The 16,265-nt window shown below is 55.1% G+C and carries 15 protein-coding genes; 2 read left to right on the top strand and 13 right to left on the bottom strand.

Features of this window, described 5'->3' with window-relative positions; all coding sequences use genetic code 11:
* Window positions 1–74: 74 nt before the first annotated feature.
* Entirely contained in the window at window positions 75–1,034 is a 960-nt protein-coding gene (locus tag ACOTX5_RS20860; RefSeq protein WP_032646730.1) for a YbgA family protein, read from the top strand.
* 146 nt (window positions 1,035–1,180) lie between these two features.
* A complete protein-coding gene (locus tag ACOTX5_RS20855) occupies window positions 1,181–2,269 on the top strand; it encodes an AAA family ATPase (protein ID WP_023302851.1) in 1,089 nt (362 codons plus the stop codon).
* A 28-nt stretch (window positions 2,270–2,297) separates the two neighbouring features.
* On the opposite strand, the gene ACOTX5_RS20850 is transcribed toward ACOTX5_RS20855, so the two are convergent.
* The 13 genes from ACOTX5_RS20850 to ACOTX5_RS20790 all read right to left on the bottom strand — a co-directional run bounded on the left by ACOTX5_RS20850 (window position 2,298) and on the right by ACOTX5_RS20790 (window position 15,671).
* The gene (locus ACOTX5_RS20850) at window positions 2,298–3,251 is read right to left on the bottom strand and encodes a GlxA family transcriptional regulator (protein WP_017383650.1); all 954 of its coding nucleotides are present in this window, start codon (window positions 3,249–3,251) and stop codon (window positions 2,298–2,300) included.
* A 25-nt stretch (window positions 3,252–3,276) separates the two neighbouring features.
* Window positions 3,277–4,056, bottom strand: coding sequence for an MBL fold metallo-hydrolase (locus tag ACOTX5_RS20845; RefSeq protein WP_045910974.1), 780 nt, complete (start codon window positions 4,054–4,056; stop codon window positions 3,277–3,279).
* An 89-nt stretch (window positions 4,057–4,145) separates the two neighbouring features.
* On the bottom strand, window positions 4,146–5,396 hold the full coding sequence (locus tag ACOTX5_RS20840) for an HlyD family secretion protein (RefSeq protein WP_017693988.1): 1,251 nt from the start codon (window positions 5,394–5,396) through the stop codon (window positions 4,146–4,148).
* 6 nt (window positions 5,397–5,402) lie between these two features.
* On the bottom strand, window positions 5,403–6,152 hold the full coding sequence (locus ACOTX5_RS20835; protein WP_017383653.1) for a hypothetical protein: 750 nt from the start codon (window positions 6,150–6,152) through the stop codon (window positions 5,403–5,405).
* Window positions 6,149–8,245, bottom strand: a complete 2,097-nt coding sequence (locus ACOTX5_RS20830) for a peptidase domain-containing ABC transporter (RefSeq protein ID WP_017383654.1) — start codon at window positions 8,243–8,245, stop codon at window positions 6,149–6,151. Before ACOTX5_RS20830 ends, ACOTX5_RS20835 begins: the two co-directional genes overlap by 4 nt.
* 67 nt (window positions 8,246–8,312) lie before the next feature.
* A complete protein-coding gene (locus ACOTX5_RS20825; RefSeq protein WP_001196016.1) occupies window positions 8,313–8,498 on the bottom strand; it encodes a hypothetical protein in 186 nt (61 codons plus the stop codon).
* Between the two features lie 23 nt (window positions 8,499–8,521).
* Window positions 8,522–8,716: a hypothetical protein gene (locus ACOTX5_RS20820; protein ID WP_013094846.1), complete on the bottom strand. Its 195-nt coding sequence runs from the start codon at window positions 8,714–8,716 to the stop codon at window positions 8,522–8,524.
* Between the two features lie 73 nt (window positions 8,717–8,789).
* Window positions 8,790–9,443: a hypothetical protein gene (locus ACOTX5_RS20815; protein WP_006812468.1), complete on the bottom strand. Its 654-nt coding sequence runs from the start codon at window positions 9,441–9,443 to the stop codon at window positions 8,790–8,792.
* 6 nt (window positions 9,444–9,449) lie between these two features.
* Window positions 9,450–11,048 (bottom strand): hypothetical protein, encoded by a 1,599-nt coding sequence (locus ACOTX5_RS20810; RefSeq protein WP_063945183.1) that lies wholly within the window; start codon window positions 11,046–11,048, stop codon window positions 9,450–9,452.
* Entirely contained in the window at window positions 11,026–13,620 is a 2,595-nt protein-coding gene (locus ACOTX5_RS20805) for a CS1-pili formation C-terminal domain-containing protein (protein ID WP_045910975.1), read from the bottom strand. The genes ACOTX5_RS20810 and ACOTX5_RS20805 overlap by 23 nt, the downstream gene beginning before the upstream one ends.
* A 6-nt stretch (window positions 13,621–13,626) precedes the next feature.
* Window positions 13,627–14,304 carry a pilus assembly protein gene (locus tag ACOTX5_RS20800; RefSeq protein WP_045910976.1) on the bottom strand — a complete coding sequence of 226 codons (678 nt, stop codon included), beginning with the start codon at window positions 14,302–14,304 and terminating at the stop codon, window positions 13,627–13,629.
* A gap of 45 nt (window positions 14,305–14,349) precedes the next feature.
* Entirely contained in the window at window positions 14,350–14,973 is a 624-nt protein-coding gene (locus ACOTX5_RS20795) for a common pilus major fimbrillin subunit EcpA (RefSeq protein ID WP_003860995.1), read from the bottom strand.
* 227 nt (window positions 14,974–15,200) lie between these two features.
* Entirely contained in the window at window positions 15,201–15,671 is a 471-nt protein-coding gene (locus ACOTX5_RS20790; RefSeq protein WP_126489793.1) for a hypothetical protein, read from the bottom strand.
* Window positions 15,672–16,265: the final 594 nt, after the last annotated feature.

Here is a 16,265-nt window from a genome sequence, read left to right as displayed (position 1 = left end):
AATAATCCCGCCAATACTTGGACAAATACGCATTGTTGTGTAACTTTTAGGTATGAGATCGGGAGGTGCACACCATGACAACAAAACCTGTGCTGGGTATTAGCGGATGTTTGACCGGTTCCGCCGTTCGCTTTGACGGCGGGCATAAGCGTATGGGCTTTGTGATGGATGAGCTGGCGCAGTGGGTCGCTTTCCGTCCGGTATGCCCTGAAATGGCTATCGGCCTGCCCACGCCTCGTCCGGCGCTGCGTCTGGTGATGACCACCGGCGGCGAGACAGAAATGCGGTTCAGCAAAGCGCCGCACGATGACGTCACGCAGAAGATGGCCGCATTTACGGCAGATTATCTGCCGAAAATCGGCGATCTGGCGGGTTTTATCGTCTGTGCAAAATCCCCCAGCTGCGGCATGGAGCGCGTGCGGCTGTACGACGAAAACGGCAACCGGGGCCGCAAGGAGGGTGTCGGGCTGTTCACCGCCGCCCTCCTTGAAACTTTCCCCTGGCTGCCCGTCGAAGAAGACGGTCGCCTGCACGATCCGGTACTACGGGAAAACTTTGTTGAGCGCGTTTTCGCTCTCCACGAACTGAACGTAATGCGTAAAAATGGCCTGACGCGCCGTGCCCTGCTGGACTTTCACAGCCGCTATAAGCTTCAGCTTCTGGCGCACCATCAGGCAGGCTACCGTGAAATTGGCCCGTTCGTGGCATCACTGCACGAGTGGGACGATTTGGACGCGTTTTTCGTGGCCTATCGCGACAAGCTGATGACCATCCTGAAAAAACCCGCTTCGCGGAAGAATCACACTAACGTGCTGATGCACATTCAGGGCTATTTCCGTAACCAGCTGAACAGCCGCCAGCGTGGAGAACTGCGGGATGTGATCCTGCATTACCGGGACGGGCTGCTGCCGATCCTCGCGCCGCTGACGCTGCTGAAGCATTATCTGGCTGAATACCCTGACCGGTATCTGATGACGCAAAACTACTTTGATCCCTATCCTGATGATTTGGGTCTGCGTCTGGCCGTTACCTGATAAGAAAGAAGCGAAGGCCCTGTTGACCCACAGAGGCCCAAAGCAGTACCCCGTTTAGACGACACCCTCACTGTCGTCTTTTTTTTGCGCTCAGCGTAAAATACTGTAATTCTGTACAGGTTAAGCGTGCATAGCGGAGTACCCCGATGATCAAAAATTTGCATATTCAGAACTACCGCTCAATTCGCGATATGTCGCTTGAGCTGGAACAGCTCAATATCGTGTTCGGCCCCAACGGCACCGGAAAATCTAATATTTATAAAGCGATTTACCTGATGCACAGCGCGGCGCAGGGGCAATTCTCCCAGGCGCTGGCGAACGAGGGGGGAATTTTGAAAGTGTTCTGGGCGGGAAAAACCCGCAGCGACCAGCTGCGACGCATGAACCTGGCGGTGGAAACGGAAACCTATGAATATGAGCTTCAGGTCGGGTTCGTGGAAAAGCTGCCCTACCCCTCACAGTTTCAGCTCGATCCGGTGATCAAGGAGGAATCTATCTGGCTCGGCGGACAGCACCGTCGCCCGTCGTCACAGCTGATGAAGCGTAAGAATCAGGCGGTATTCCTGAACAACGTGCATCACGAAAAAGTGACCCACAGCGGCACGCTGTATGAGAACGAGTCGGTGTTCGGTCAGCTCGGTGAACCGCACCTCTACCCCGAAGTGTCGCAGATGCGCGAGTCCCTGCGTAACTGGCGATTTTATCACGAGTTTTCCGTCTCATCCGGCTCGGCGATCCGTGCCCCGCAGGTGGGCTTTCGTTCCCCGGTGCTGGCCAGCGACGGCGCGAACCTGACCGCCGCGTTTCAGACCATTGTCGAAATTGGCGACGAGCTGCTGCTGATGCGCATTCTCGACCAGGCCTTCCCCGGCTGCGTGTTTTACAGCGACAACACCGGCGGGCGCTTCCGCATGATGATGCAGCGCGAGGGGCTGAGCAGACCGCTGGAACCGGCAGAGTTCTCCGACGGCACGCTGCGTTTTTTGTGCCTGGCGGTGGCGCTGTTAAGCCCGCGCCCTCCCGCATTCATCGCCCTCAACGAACCGGAAAACAGCCTGCATCCGCAGATGCTGCCCGCCCTGGCAAGCCTCATTGCCGAGGCCAGCCGCTATTCGCAGATCTGGCTCACCAGCCATTCGCCGGAGCTGGCGCATTTGATTGAGAAGCACCGATCGTTTTCGTTGTATCAGCTGTCGATGGCGGAGGGGGAGACGAGGATGGAGAGGCTGGGGTAATTGCCAGGTGGCGCTACGCTTACCTGGCCTACTGGCGAGTACGAAACGTCTTGCGCCACTCCGCCGGGCTGACGCCAAAGCGCGCCTTAAATTGCTGCCGATACGTCACCGCTGATAAAAACCCCACCTGCCCGGCGACATTTTCGATTGGCAGGTTGCCGGACTCCAGCAGGATCTGGCTGCGCCGCAGGCGCTCGGCGGTAAGCCAGTCGGCAACGCTCATGCCCGTCGCCTTGATAAAATGGCGGGTCAGCGTGCGCCGGCTCATCGACACCACTTCCGCAAGAGAGTCCAGGTTATGCGGTTCGGAAATATGCTGCTGAAGGTAGTCAATCAGACAGTTAATCCGCCCATCACGGGTATCTTTCGGCACAGGTTGCGCAATAAACTGCGCCTGCCCGCCCTCTCGGTGCGGCGGGACGATCATCCGGCGGGCAATCTGATTGGCGACGACGCTGCCAAAGCGCTGACGGATGATGTACAAACAGCAGTCGAGCGCGGCGGCGGTACCCGCCGAGGTAATCATATTGCCGTCATCCACGTAGAGGGCGTTGATATCCAGTCGGACGTCCGGAAATAGCGACTGGAACTGGCGTTCAAACTCCCAGTGTGTGGCGGCCCGTTTGCCGCTGAGTATGCCCGCATAGCCCAGCACAAATGATCCCAGACACAGCCCAACAATTTCCGCCCCGTTGTCTCTGGCCTGAACCAGGCTGTCGAGCAGCGTCTGAGGCGGGCGCTCCAGAACGTGCTGCCAGTAGGGTACAACCACAATTTCAGCCGATGCGATCGCGGAAAAATCCTGCGTCGCATGCAGGGCAAAACCGTCTTTCGAGTTCAGGAATCCCGGTTTTTCAGCGCAGATCGTGACGTTAAAGCGCTTTTCCCCGGATACCGTGTCGCCAAACAGGATGCAGGGGACGGAGTAGTGGAACGGGCTAAACCCGTCCACCGCGACAATGGCAACGTTAATAAGCGGCATCTGTCTCTCCTGTCCCCTTTAACAGTCAGAATATAACGGTTTCGCCGTCCTGGGGAATGCTCACCGCGTCACCTGCCTCGTTGGCATCAACATACTCGCGCAGCGCGCGGCGGGTCAGCAGGCAGTGGTTGAGAGCTTCCATATGGGTCGCCACGATTTTCGCCTGCGGCAGCAGGAAATGCACGTTAAGCAGATCTTCTTCCCCCATGATAATCGGCCCAAACCCAATGACATGAGCGTAACCGGCGTTGAGCACGACGATATCCGGCTGGTGCTTTTGCAGATCGGCCGCCACCGCATCGCGCCAGATGGTATCCCCTGCGATATAAAGCGTCTTCTCATCGGGATGACGGAACACCACGCCGCAGGCTTCCCCCAGAAACTCTGCCAGCTCCGGCACGGCGTAAGCGCGGTCAGTACCGTGCTGGCCGCCGTGGGTTTTCACTATCCGGATATCGCCGTACGTTGTTTCCCCGGTCATGATCGTCAGGTTGGTAAATCCCTGGCTGCGCAGCAGCGCGGCATCACTATCATTTTGCACGTAGATCGGCTTGCCTTTGGCGATCAGCTCAACGGCGTACTGATCCCAGTGATCGGCATGGGTATGGGTGACGATCACCGCGTCAGCATCCAGAAGCGTTTGAACGTCAACGGGAAGATCGACCATCGGGTTGCGAATATTAGCCCGCGCCGTGCCGGGAAAACCCGGATAAGTGCCTTTTGGCGCCAGCATTGGGTCGATTAAAAAGCGTTTTCCCGCGTAAGTGATCAGCTGGGTGGCATTGCGAATTTGCGTAATGTTCATGGGCTATCCTCCGGTTGGTATGAGAAGGAGAATAGCCCCAGGGTGCCGTTAAGAATGTGGGCTAAAGGGCGATGATCGATGAAATCGGGTCAATCGATAAACCGCTTGCGTACCCTTTCCAGCGGCGCAATCAGCAGATTGATAAGCGGCTTACGATCGATAACGATATCGGCGTTCACCGTCATTCCGCCCATCAGCATGCGCTTTTTCTTGTCCGGGTCGGTAAACCAGGAGGGGACGCGCACTTTAGCCAGGTAGTAGTTCTGCCCCTCCTGGAGCGGGATCAGCGCCGAATGGGCATCAATGTTTACCTCATAGAAATCGGACAACGTCGCTTCCACGGAACCGTATTTGTCTACGGGCCAGGAGTCGAAGCGCAGCTTGACCTTATCGCCTTTCGCCACGCGCCCCACCCCCGTTGCCGGAACATACAGGTACCCCTCCATCGTCGCCGCGGTATTTTTACGGATCACCACCACCACCTCGCTATTTTGCGTAATGGCCCGGCCAGGCGGGAAGTTAATCGCCACCACGTAACCGTCGGAAGGGGCCAGCATCGCCATGGTGGAACTTCCCCGGCTGGACAGGTTGCGGTCAATTTCGCTGATGCGGTTTTTCACATACAGCTGCTCTTCGCTCAGAGAGTCAATTTGCGACTGGGTGCTGTCGGTCAGGCTGGTTTTTCGTGCCTCAAGCTCAAGAATAGTGCTCTCCTCCAGCGTCAGGTTGAGCTGCGCATTGAGCACATCGTTGTGGCTTTTATCGAGATCCACTTTGGAGACATAGCCCTTCCCGGAGACGGATTTCCACGCCTCGTAGGTGTCGGTGCTGTTTTTTAACAACGCGCGCAGCTTCTTCACCTTATCGCGGGAAACGGCGATCTGCTTGTCAGTGAGAGCCAGCTGCTGCGCCAGATTTTTGCGATACGACGCAATCGAGTCCTCAATGGCCTGGATGCGCTGCTCGCTGCGCTTCTTCTCCGCTTCCATCTGCTGGCGGTCAAACTGCACCACCGAGCCCTGCTTGCCGCCATAGTCCTGCGACACGGTGAACAGCGGATCGTTTTCCTTCACGTACTGACCTGGCCGTACGGCAAAATCCACAAGCGTACCGGACTCCCGGGCGCGGACTTCCACATCGCCCTGCGCCGGGATCAGCACCCCACGTGCCAGCGTGGTTTCCGAAAAATTAAAGACGATGGCAAAAACCAGCAGGCAGAGAAAAAAGGTGATGAACAAGGTCAGCACGGCTTTCAGCCGTGGCGCGTTGATGTGATAGCTTTTTGAGAAATGATGCGGGATCAGCGCCCGCCGCTGTCGGCTTCGGTTTTTTAATTTCACGATATGTCATCCATGATAAATCACTGAAAGATCGTCCCATGCACTCCAGAGCGTGGGGGTTTTGCGCAGCGCGTTCAGCGTGTCGGCGGCGGCCTGACGGTAATCCTCTGGCGCATACGCCTGACTCTCCAGCCCAAACTCCACCGCATGCAGCGAACAGATCGGCAGCAGCGTTCGGACGCTGTAGCCATAGCGCGATAAAAACCGCGTTGAGACATCCGTTAACCACGCCTTTTGATCCCCTGCCTGGGTGGAGAACAGCGGCGCATCCGGCAGGCGTTCGTCCATCAGCAGCACCGTCACCAGGCGGTGAGGGGCGAAAAACGAGCTGGCGCGTCGGCCTTCGTGCGCGGCCATTAGCTTATGCAGCGCAGGGTGACGGGTAATAAACTGAAAGCGCACATCGGCTGGCGCGGTGGCGAGCAGCGCATCCACGATCAGACCAAAGCCCGCCCAGCGCATTCCCAGAAGCAGGGTGCGAGATGAACTGTAAAACGCCTGCTCCTGCGTCCACTGCGCCACGTACGCGTGCAGATCGAAGCGGACGTTGCGCGCCCAAAGCGCGGGCGGGAAGATCTGCTCCACGAAGTTAAACCCGCTCAGCTCATGGGCGTTCTGATGCAGAAAATCAGCCGGGACATCGGTCTCCGGGCAGCGCATAAACTGGCTGTAGTTTTGCGTGATCCGGTTTGCCAGCAGCGTGCGCCCGGCCTGGCGCGCGCAGAGTCGCGCATAGAGACGCGGCAGAAACATCATTGCTCACTCTCCCGCAGGGTGCCGTTTTCCATGGTATAGAGACGCCCCTGGCAGCCCACCACGTCCGGCGAGTGGGTGACAAACACCAGGCCAATCCCCAGGCTACGCAGGTTCGCCAGCACTTTCTGCGCGGTCGTTTTATCCAGGTTCGCCGTCACTTCGTCACAGAGCAGAAGCTTAGGCTGGCTGTACAGGGCGCGCGCCAGAACCAGACGCTGCATCTCCCCGGCAGAGAAAAAGGTGTTCCCCGGCAGCATCTCCGTTTCGTAGCCGTGCGGCAGCCTGGCGACGACGTGGTCCACCTCCGCCAGCCGACACGCGGCAATGACCTGCTCTTTATCCGGTGCGCTGTCAAAGCAGGCGATGTTGTCCAGAATCGAGCCGGTAAAGAGAATATCGTCCGCATGGACGATGCGGATGTGCTGACGCAGCGAGGAAAGATCGCACTCCTCAATGGGGATCTTATTGATCCGCAGCGTGCCAGACGATGCCAGCAGCATGCCGGAGATCAGACGCAGCAGCGTGGTTTTTCCCGACCCGCTCTGGCCCACAATCACCGCTTCTTCGCCCTGCTTCAGGGTCATATTGATATGCTGTAGCGTGGCCTCCCGGCCAGGATAGGCAAATGAGACATCCTCAAATTGCAGACAGACCGGCGAGGTGACAATCCGCTTCCCAAACTGGCTGGTTTCAGAGGGGGCAAACAGCAGGTCGCCCACGCGATCCAGCGGCCCCTTGAGGGCATTTTTGTCCAGCAGCTTCTGCGCCACCTGCACCATGGCATCGGAAAAATAGCGCTTATAGCTGATATAGGCGTAAAGCATCCCGATGCTCATCTGCCCTTCCAGGATCAACCACGCGCCAAAGCAGACCACCAGCAGCTGCTCGGCATTGATCACCAGCAGCGAAGCCACGTCAAAGCGGGCCAGCAGCCGCTCTTTACGCATCAGCCCGGCGATGTGTTCGCGCTGGGATTTATCCATCACCGCATCCCGGGCCTGCTCCATATTGTTCGCTTTGAGCGTAATGATCCCTTTCTGCGTCTCCACCAGCAGGGATTCATACTGGGCGGTGCGCTCGATGGAGTCATCCACCGCGCGTTGATAGGGGCCGATCAGCGAAAAGCGGATCAGGAAAAACACGCCCATCAGCAGCATCGTCAGCAGCGCAATTTTGACGTTATACAGCAGCATAAACAGCAGGCTGGTGACGGCGATCAGGCTGGAAAAGAGAATTTGCACGTAACCATTGCTGATGAACTCCGCGCAGGCGTGGAGCGATTTTTCAATGGCCAGCACGATGCCCGGCGGGCGCGAGCGGAACCAGCTGGTCTGGGTGCGCAGCATGTAGTGGCGCACGGACTGGCTTAAATCGTCATAGGCAATGTTACGCATCAGGATCTCAAGCAGCTGCTTGAGGAATTTACCGATGACTTCAAAGATAAAGACAATAGCGAAGATCGCGGTGAGCAGGATCACCAGATCGCTGTCGCTGCGGGAAATGGCCTCATCCATAATCAGCTGCACGTAGGTGGGGCTTGCCAGCATGGTGATGAGGGTAAAAATACAGAGCACAAACAGCAGCAGCTGGCGCTGGAACAGGCTCGGGGATTTATTGGCTAACCGGCCAAGCGTGAGCTTTTCATCCGGGGATTTCTTTTCGAAGCACGGCGTGGGCTTAAGCTCAAGAACATAGCCGGAAAAGAGTTTTTCCGCCTCTTTCAGACGGTAACGACGCACGCCGCTGGCCGGGTCGTGAACGGTCACGCTGCGGCTGTCGATCTTCACGATGACCACGAAATGGTTGCCGCGCCAGAAGGCGATGAGCGGCAGCTCAGACGTTTCTATTTCAGTGATTTCGCCTTTAAGCACCCGGCCAGACATATTTTTATCGCTGGCAAGGGTCATCAATTCCGCCATTGAGGTTCCCGCATCGGCGGAAACGGAAATCTCCCGGCGCAGCTGGCTGACAGAGACATGGTGGTCGTAGTGCCCCAACACCATCGCCAGGCAGGCCAGTCCACATTCGGTAAATTCATGCTGGCGAATAACAGGGGTCTTACCCTGTTTTTTATACTGAAAGAGCGAAAACATAATGATCCGTGGCTGAAATAAAAAAATGGCCCGGCAATGCGGGCCATGCGTACAACGTGCTTCTCGCTTAGGCGCTGAAGAAACCGCCGATGAAGCCGCCCACCAGGCCGAACACGCCGCCGATGGTGCCGCCCAGCGCGCCTAACATCTGGCTGCCCGCGTTATAGCCCGCGCTTGCGCCCTGAATAGCGGCAGCAAACGGATCCCAACCACCGATGATGGCCTGTGCTTTTTTGAAATCAATAACTTGCATGAGTCTTTTCCTGTTAACGTGAATTAGTTGTAGCTACCAACCAGCGCACCCAGGAAGCCCATTGCGCCACCCAGAATTCCGCCAACCACACCGCCAACCATGCCCATGATGCTTGCGCCGGTGTCGTAACCCAGCTGTGCACCTTTAACCAGACCAGCGAACGGGTTTAACGCGCCACCGATAATGTCTTTCGCTTCTACGAATGAAATCGCTTTCATTTTTATCTCCTGTAGTGATGGATCTTTAGCATGATGCTAAAGGCTAATTTCCTTTTATGAAGGAAAGCGGTTGCTACGGGCAGGTGGTAAGCGGAATGATTTTATTGCCATAAATAATCATCCGCCTTGCAGCCTGCCCGGCATTATCTATTTCCAGCCGTTGCCCCGGCGGAATATATTTTGAATTGTTGTATTGCGTACTGCACCCGACCGAGGAAACATATTTAAAATAGGTATTCCCGGTATTACTCACCACCCCGTTGCTAAACGCATAATCAAAATGTCGTGTCCATGGACGGACAATCAAAATAGCCTCAAGCGAGACCACCACATCCGACTGGATGCGCTGGCCTTTGCGCGTGATAACCTTTGCCTGGAGCGGCGTCTCGGTGAATTTTACGCGATAGTATCGCTCTTTGTTGTCATGCGGGCCGGTATAATAAAATTTAAAACCCGCGCGTTCACCGCTCCCCAGCGTTAATTGCTTAGGCGAATACATGACTTCGCCGTCTTTTATTTCGGTTTCTTTTCCCTTCTCTTTAGGAACGTCTACCTGAATAAGCGAAACGGTATAATTCTGACGCTCGCTGGTATCGTTTTTTATCGGCTGAAAAACAACTTCTCTTTCGGGAAGAAAATCAATATTCAGACTTTCGATAATTAAAGCATTTGCCCCTGTGGAAATGAAGCAATTTATTGCAAAAATAGCCAGGAATTTTCCAGTCATGGTTGATTAATTCCAGGATGCGCTAACATCTATTCTTCCCTGCGCGGTCACTTCGCCAAACCAGCTATTTCCGTCATAGGTGGTTTTCGATACCGGATTATCCATAACGAACTGGAGGATCAGCGGTGTTTTCCAGAGCCACATATCGGTCACGCCGGAACTCATTTTGTCCCACTCTTCCGCATGGGTGGCCGGCGCCGGGATCGACAGTACTTCGCCTTTACAGTTGTGCGCCATCAGCGTCTGGCTTTTCCCCACCAGCACGTTGCCCGGAATGGGAACCGTGAAACCGTTGCCGCTAAAGGCGCAGTAGTCCACCCCATTCAGGCTTTGGGTAGGCCCGGTGACTTTTACCGTGACCGCAATCGCCGCATCTTTTTGCGCCCCGCTGTAGGTGATGGTGTAGGGGATCTCAATGGGCGCTTCGCCGATAATGCCTTTCCCGGAGCCGCCCAGACCGTCAGGATCGAGGGTGTAATCCGGGTTGTCTGGCACAATCTCCAGCCCGGGCTCGATAGGGTTAATCACCAGGCCGCCCCCCGGCTGGAAGCAGAAATCCGCCGCCAGCGAGCTGTTGCCGGGCGTCAGACACAGGCTGACGATATTGCCAATGTTGCTGCCGTCCCCCGCCTGCGCCACGCTCAGAATTAACGCTTTCGGCAAAAAGATTTTAAGGGACGCTTTGCCGCCGTTTTTCTGCGGCGCTGCAAGGAAGGTGTTCGCCAGGACACGCGTATCGCTCAGGATACCGCCGGAGATACTGTACCAGGTGTTTTCATCGAAGGTCAGCTCGGCGGCAAGCCCGGTGCCGCCGCTCATGTGCGATTGCAGCACGCTGTTGACGCGGGAAGAGGTGAGCGCCAGCCCCCCGTTGTAACCGGAGATATCCTCCCCAACAAACGTGTATTCGAGCAGGTCGCACAGGACGCCAGAGACCGTGTTGCGGGTGTATTTGGTGCAGGTGGCCCCCGTTGATCCATCGACAATCGTCACCTCACCGCTGATCGGGTCAATCCCCAGGTTAAGCGCCCTGGCGTTGGTCATGGTCAGCGTGCCCACCTTGTGAAGCATATTGGTGGTGGTCACTTTGTTGATGGAGCTGATTTGCGGCGTGGAGGTGATGGTCACTTCATCCCCTGGCGCGGCGTTGAGCAGATAGTTAAAGAACGGATCGCCCAGTACCCAGCGCCCGTATGACGTGCCGGGCTCCATCACCGGCGGCTTAACCACCATCGACGTGTCGGTATAGCTGGTCGTCGGGGTGTACCCCGTGTTGCCGCAGGACGAGGAACACGCCGTCCCTTTGAAGAACGGAGAGGCGCTGGAACCGGTCACCGAAAAGTCGATGGTCAGCGCGCTGCCTGCCGGACCGCTGTAGCTGTTGTCCGGGATGTAAGTGGCGATACCGTTATTCGTTTTCGCACTCAGGGTCGGCCACTCGCGCGAACCGTGTAAAAACGCGGTCGACGTGCTGTTCAGACTAAACAGCCCCGCGCTGTTTCCCGTACCGTTATTGTCCGGGTTATTAATGGCTAAATAGGGCAGCTCCTGCGCCTGGGCCGCCGCGCTCATCAGCAGTAAATTAAGAGCGAATATCTTTTTCATCGTCACGTTCCTGCGTTCCTTTTGCTTCCTGCCAGACGAAATCGCCTTTGTCGCAGGAGATGTCCCCGAGCCACAGCGCACCGCGGTTAGACTCGATGTCCAGGCGCACTTCGCAGACGCTGTCGTCCGGCGTGGCGATACTCAGGACAGGGTTGTTCTTATCAACGTCGATCACGAAGCGTCCGTCGTTTTCCGTCCGGGTCAGCCCGACGTGGTTTTTGATCTGCATGGCGCCAACCGGGGCCCCGTTTGCATCCACAAGACGACCAAACAGGGTGACGATTTTCTTCACCTGCGGCTTCATCACCACGGTATTACCCGGATAAACCGTGATATGGCGACGCGCATTCGCGCCAATCTCATAGCTTTCCGTACCGGTTTCACTGTTCATCACTTCCAGGTCATAAGCCTGGTATGCCGGCAGCGACAGCCAGGTCTTATCCCCTTTGATGCGTTCCGCCCGGCCGTTAAGCTTCAGGGTCAGTGCTTCATCAGATTTGAGACCGGTACTGACAATCACCCCTGCGCTTTCGGTACCTTTCCCGGCGGCGATGGCCTCTTTGGACCAGCCCACGCTGCCGTCACTGGTCAGCGTGGAGTTCCAGCCTTTACTCATGCCGCTCTGGACGCTGAGGATGTTGCTGTTCCACGGCGTGTCGAAGTTCACGCTGCCGCCGCCGCTTACGCTGCGATCCTGGCGGCTGTTAAAGGCTTTCGAGACGTTGGCGGTAGCCGATTTCAGGTAATCGCCCTCAAACTGGCGGCTGGCGCTGACGTTCAGCGCCGTGCCGGTATCGCGATTGTGGGAAACGCCAACCGACACGGTATTGCCGAGCGGTATGGCGAAATCGAGCATTACGTAACGATCTTTCTCTTCGTAATACCCGTCGTATTTGTTGCGCGACATCCCCACCCGCAGGCGCGCCGTACCGTAGCGACCGGCGTATAACCCCTGGGAGTAGTCCAGCTGATAGCGTTTATAGCGATAGAGGTCGTCTTCCTGACGCATCAGGCTCAGGTTGCCTGCCGAGGGCAGGCCGAATGACGGCAGGCTAAAGGAAGCGCCCCAGGTGTTGCCCTTGCTCTCATAGATATCCAGGAACTTGCCGCTGGAGAGCTGTTCATGGGAGTACCACACCGAGCCGATCTGCCACGGCAGGCTGAGATTCGCCCCATAGTTGGCGCGATACGTTCCGTCGGAGGCGGCCATGGTCTGGGTATTCACCGAGAAATAGCCCGTCAGGTTCAGGGAGGCCCACAGCTCGCTGACGATGTGTTCCCGCATCATGTATGTAGAGGCGTTCCAGTCGACCATCCCGCTGCGCTTGCTGAACGAGGCCCCCACCAGCGACATGGTGTCTTTATGTTTGGTGTCGTAATCGTAGTAGTAGGTGTTGTCCTGCTCGTTTTTGCGTTTCGCGTATTTTTTATAATTGACGACGGATTTATCGCGGCTATACATCCCGCCCCACATCTGCCAGCGCAGCGTTTCCGACATGTTGCTGGAGAACGGCTTATTCACGGTGTACATGCTGCGCGACACGGTGCGGCTTCCGCTCACCACTTCAACTTCGACGCTGTAGATCCCGTAGGGCAGGCTGCTGGTGTCAATTTCATGGTTGCCGACGTCAAAGCGCTGAATGCCGATAAGCTGCCCGTCACGGCGAATACGGGCCTCGCCCGCCGTGGGGAAATAGACCACCACCGGCGTCAGAGAGAGCGTGTTGTCGCGCTTGCGGGAGTTGGCCTGGTTGCCCATGGAAACGCCGTAGACTTCCCCGCCGGAAATCCCGCTGACGCTCGCCAGAGACTGCATCGCCCAGCCGTTCAGCATGCCCGCGGCGTAGCGCATCCCCTGATAGTCGCGCTCCCACATAACCGCGTTCATCTGGGTATCGCTGCTGCTCTCGTTGACGTAGCCAGAGCCGTCGATCAGCACATGATCGACGCCCATTGAGATCCAGTTTCTCGCGTTCAGATAGCCCGACGACCAGCTGTCACCGTAGCCGCTCTCGGTGTGATACGCCCCGAGGTTGTAGGAGAACGTGCCGCTCAGGTCGTCAGACTCCGGCGCATCAATGTCCACCTCACGCGGGCGAATATTCACCCCGTAGTCGCTCTGCGACAGATTCAGCAACAGGCGCATTTTTTTCTGATCCAGTTCGAACGCCGAACCCGCGCTAACCGGAATACGCATCTGGTCATCAAACTGCTTATCGTTAATGCTTTGCAGTAACGCCCGCATCTCTTTTGACAGACGAATGCCGTTATCAGACTCCTGGACCTGAACATCCCTCAGCCCCAGCTTCAGATCTTTTGCAAAGAGCGTCACGTCACCGATACGAACATATTCGCTCGCCGTGCCTTCGTGGTTCCCTTGTTGTGCTGAGTGTGGACGCGTATTCACCAGATAGACGGGAATTTTGATCCCCTGCTCCAGCAGTGCATAAAGCGAGTCGGGAAAACGGTAATTAGCGATAACCACGGAGCTTGAGGCTGCATGCGCAAGCGCGGGCAGCGTGCCGGATGCGCAAGCCATCATCACCGGCAACACTAATTTATTTTTCACCATGCATCCTTACTTAACAGGAATGAACTGTTTCAGGTCCCATATTCCGAGATGAAAATGGTTATCCGTAACGTTGATATCCTCGATAGCGCGCGAGGTCTCTGGCATCAGGTAGAAGTTTTTGCTACACGGCGTGCCGGGGGATTCCGGATTCGGCTTCAGGCAGGTCCCGGTCGCATTGACGCGAAACGAGGTGTTCCCTTTATTGGTTATTTTTCCCGCCACATAGACGAAATCAATCTTCTTATCCCGGGGCTGAACCACCAGAATGGTGCTCACCACCGCACGCGTCATCCCGGTGCCGTTTTTTGGCGAACCGCTGTCCACCTCTTCGCTTACCCCTTCATCCGTGAAGGTAATGCGGTAGTAACGCTCTTTGTTATCGGCGTTCCCGTGATAGTAAAATTTGACGATATTGCTGGTACCGGCGGGCATTACCATGCGCGTGGGTGTCAGCAACAGTTCGTCCACTTTCTCCGGATTAATGACGATCCCTTCATCCATTGGGCTGCTGATCCGCTGTGCGCGAACAGAAACAATACGCACGCTGTTTGCTTCGTTTTTTATTTCCTTGGCGGTGGAGTCAGCATCCGCAGAAATAATGGTGGTGACTTTTCCCACATTAATGGCCAGCGCGGAGGAAGAGATAAATAATAAAAATAAGAAGGCGGATTTGAGGTTAAACATGCTATTTCCCTAAACAGGGGCTTGCGCCCCTGGATCGATCAGGCCTTAGCCCCAGGTTGCGCGGAACGCAACAGACACGGTCCCTTCCCACAGGCTGTTGGTCAGGTCTTTGAACTCTTTCGCCGTACCGGCGTTGTCCTGAGCGGAGTCAACGTAGAAGACGAATTTGTCCTGGCCGGTAATTTCGGTATCTGCCGCCGCGCCTGCGCTGGTGGTCAGGTTCCACAGGCCAGAAGAGACGCCGGTGTTAGAAGAAGAATCAACCAGCGTGGTCCATGCGGTCGATTTCGCCCCCACGGTGCCACCGATAGAGCCCAGGTCGTTACCGCCCCAACGCGCACCCACTTTCAGCTTGGTCGCTTCACCACCCACGCTGAACAGCGTGTTGTTTGAATCGTCGAGGATAGCTTCGAGTTTGAAGCTGGTCGCCGTAGAGTGATCGCCACGGATAGCCACATCAAACAGACCGGTATCGGTGTTGAAAGATTTGGTATTGGCGCTGTAAACGAAGTTCAAAGCACGCGTTGGCGTAACAACCAGATCGGATTCGCTGTCTTTGGTCGCGGTTGCCTGCCAGGTGGCAGAAGCCGTCGTTTCAGCTGCATTAACTGCGCTCAGGGCAGAAACAGACAGCAGGGAGCCCAGAACGATAGCGTTCAGTTTGTTCATTTATTTAGTCCTTCAAAAAAGAATCCACGTGTATAAAAAGGGGAGCCCCTTTTTCGAGGCGGAGTATAGACAGCCGCAAAATAACGAGGCAATACAGAAAAATTCACTCGACGGAGAGCAACAATAAAAATATAAATAAATTTCTCGTATCTTATTGTTACGTATTGAGTAAATTACTCAATTTCCCGAGTAATAGATAAATATCGATTTTTCAATAAAGAGAAATATCAGGACGTCGGGACAGCCACACACATCATTACAGGCAACACCAGCCCCTTAATTAACCACGCATGTTTTTTTACGCTGGTAATATAGAAGAAGTTGATATTATCAAGTAACATTTCGTTTACAACGCCATCCGGCGCCGCATCATCTTCAGATTTATTCAGCTTTTTATCCTTAATATAAAAGATATTGCTGCCGTCGACCTTTTCCACGCTGAGCGTGTAATTTCTGTCAATCAGGTAGCTTTTGCCCTCTTTCTTGAGTACGCCTTTATGAATAACCGTCACAACATCTTTGTTGTTAAACAGGAAAAGCGTGGTTAGCGACATATCGGTTGACTCACCCGTGGAATAGGTTTTCCAGGAAATGGTATCTGACTGGCAGCCAAACCCCTCATCCTGCGTTCTGGTAAAATAGACCCATAACAACGCGATGATAGACAGCGCCAGTACGATACTGAACAGTACACTCATTTTAGTCCTTGACATATTTTAACTCCCGGTCAGGCTTCTGTAAGAAATGCAGTTCTTATAATCGTCGATACTGTCCTGCTGATAACAGATGGCCAGGAAATAATTTTCTATCTGCGACTTTTTAAACCTGGAATAGTAAGCATCTGCAACCTGATGTTGACAGTCGATATGTTGACTGGCGATGACCTCTTTTACGTGATTAAAGTAGTGCTGTCGCGGCTGATACATATTCTTATCGATCAGGTATATCGTACACCTGTCCACTTTACCGAGCAGATGCATATCAGAATCTTTCAGGCTCTCGGCATAGGAATCCCGCTGGTGCAACAGTAAAACAGCGGTGCCGGTAACAATAATCAGTAATAACGTGCAGAGAGAAATAAAGAGTCTGTGCAGCGATATTATTTGTTTAGGCGGATCGGCATCTTTCTTATGCGCTAGCGTATCGAATGCTTCAGAGGCAGATTCTTCGCTAAGCGCTGATGAATCCCCTAATGATTTTGGTAAAAATCATTAAGTTAAGGTGGATACACATCTTGTCATATGATCAAATGGTTTCGCGAAAAATCAATAATCAGACAACAAGATGTGCGA

The organism is Enterobacter cloacae complex sp. IR5441, assembly GCF_049238215.1.
Taxonomy (GTDB): domain Bacteria; phylum Pseudomonadota; class Gammaproteobacteria; order Enterobacterales; family Enterobacteriaceae; genus Enterobacter; species Enterobacter hormaechei_C.
Note: the sequence above shows the minus strand (reverse complement) of the source record. Positions and strands in the feature narration are given on the sequence as shown.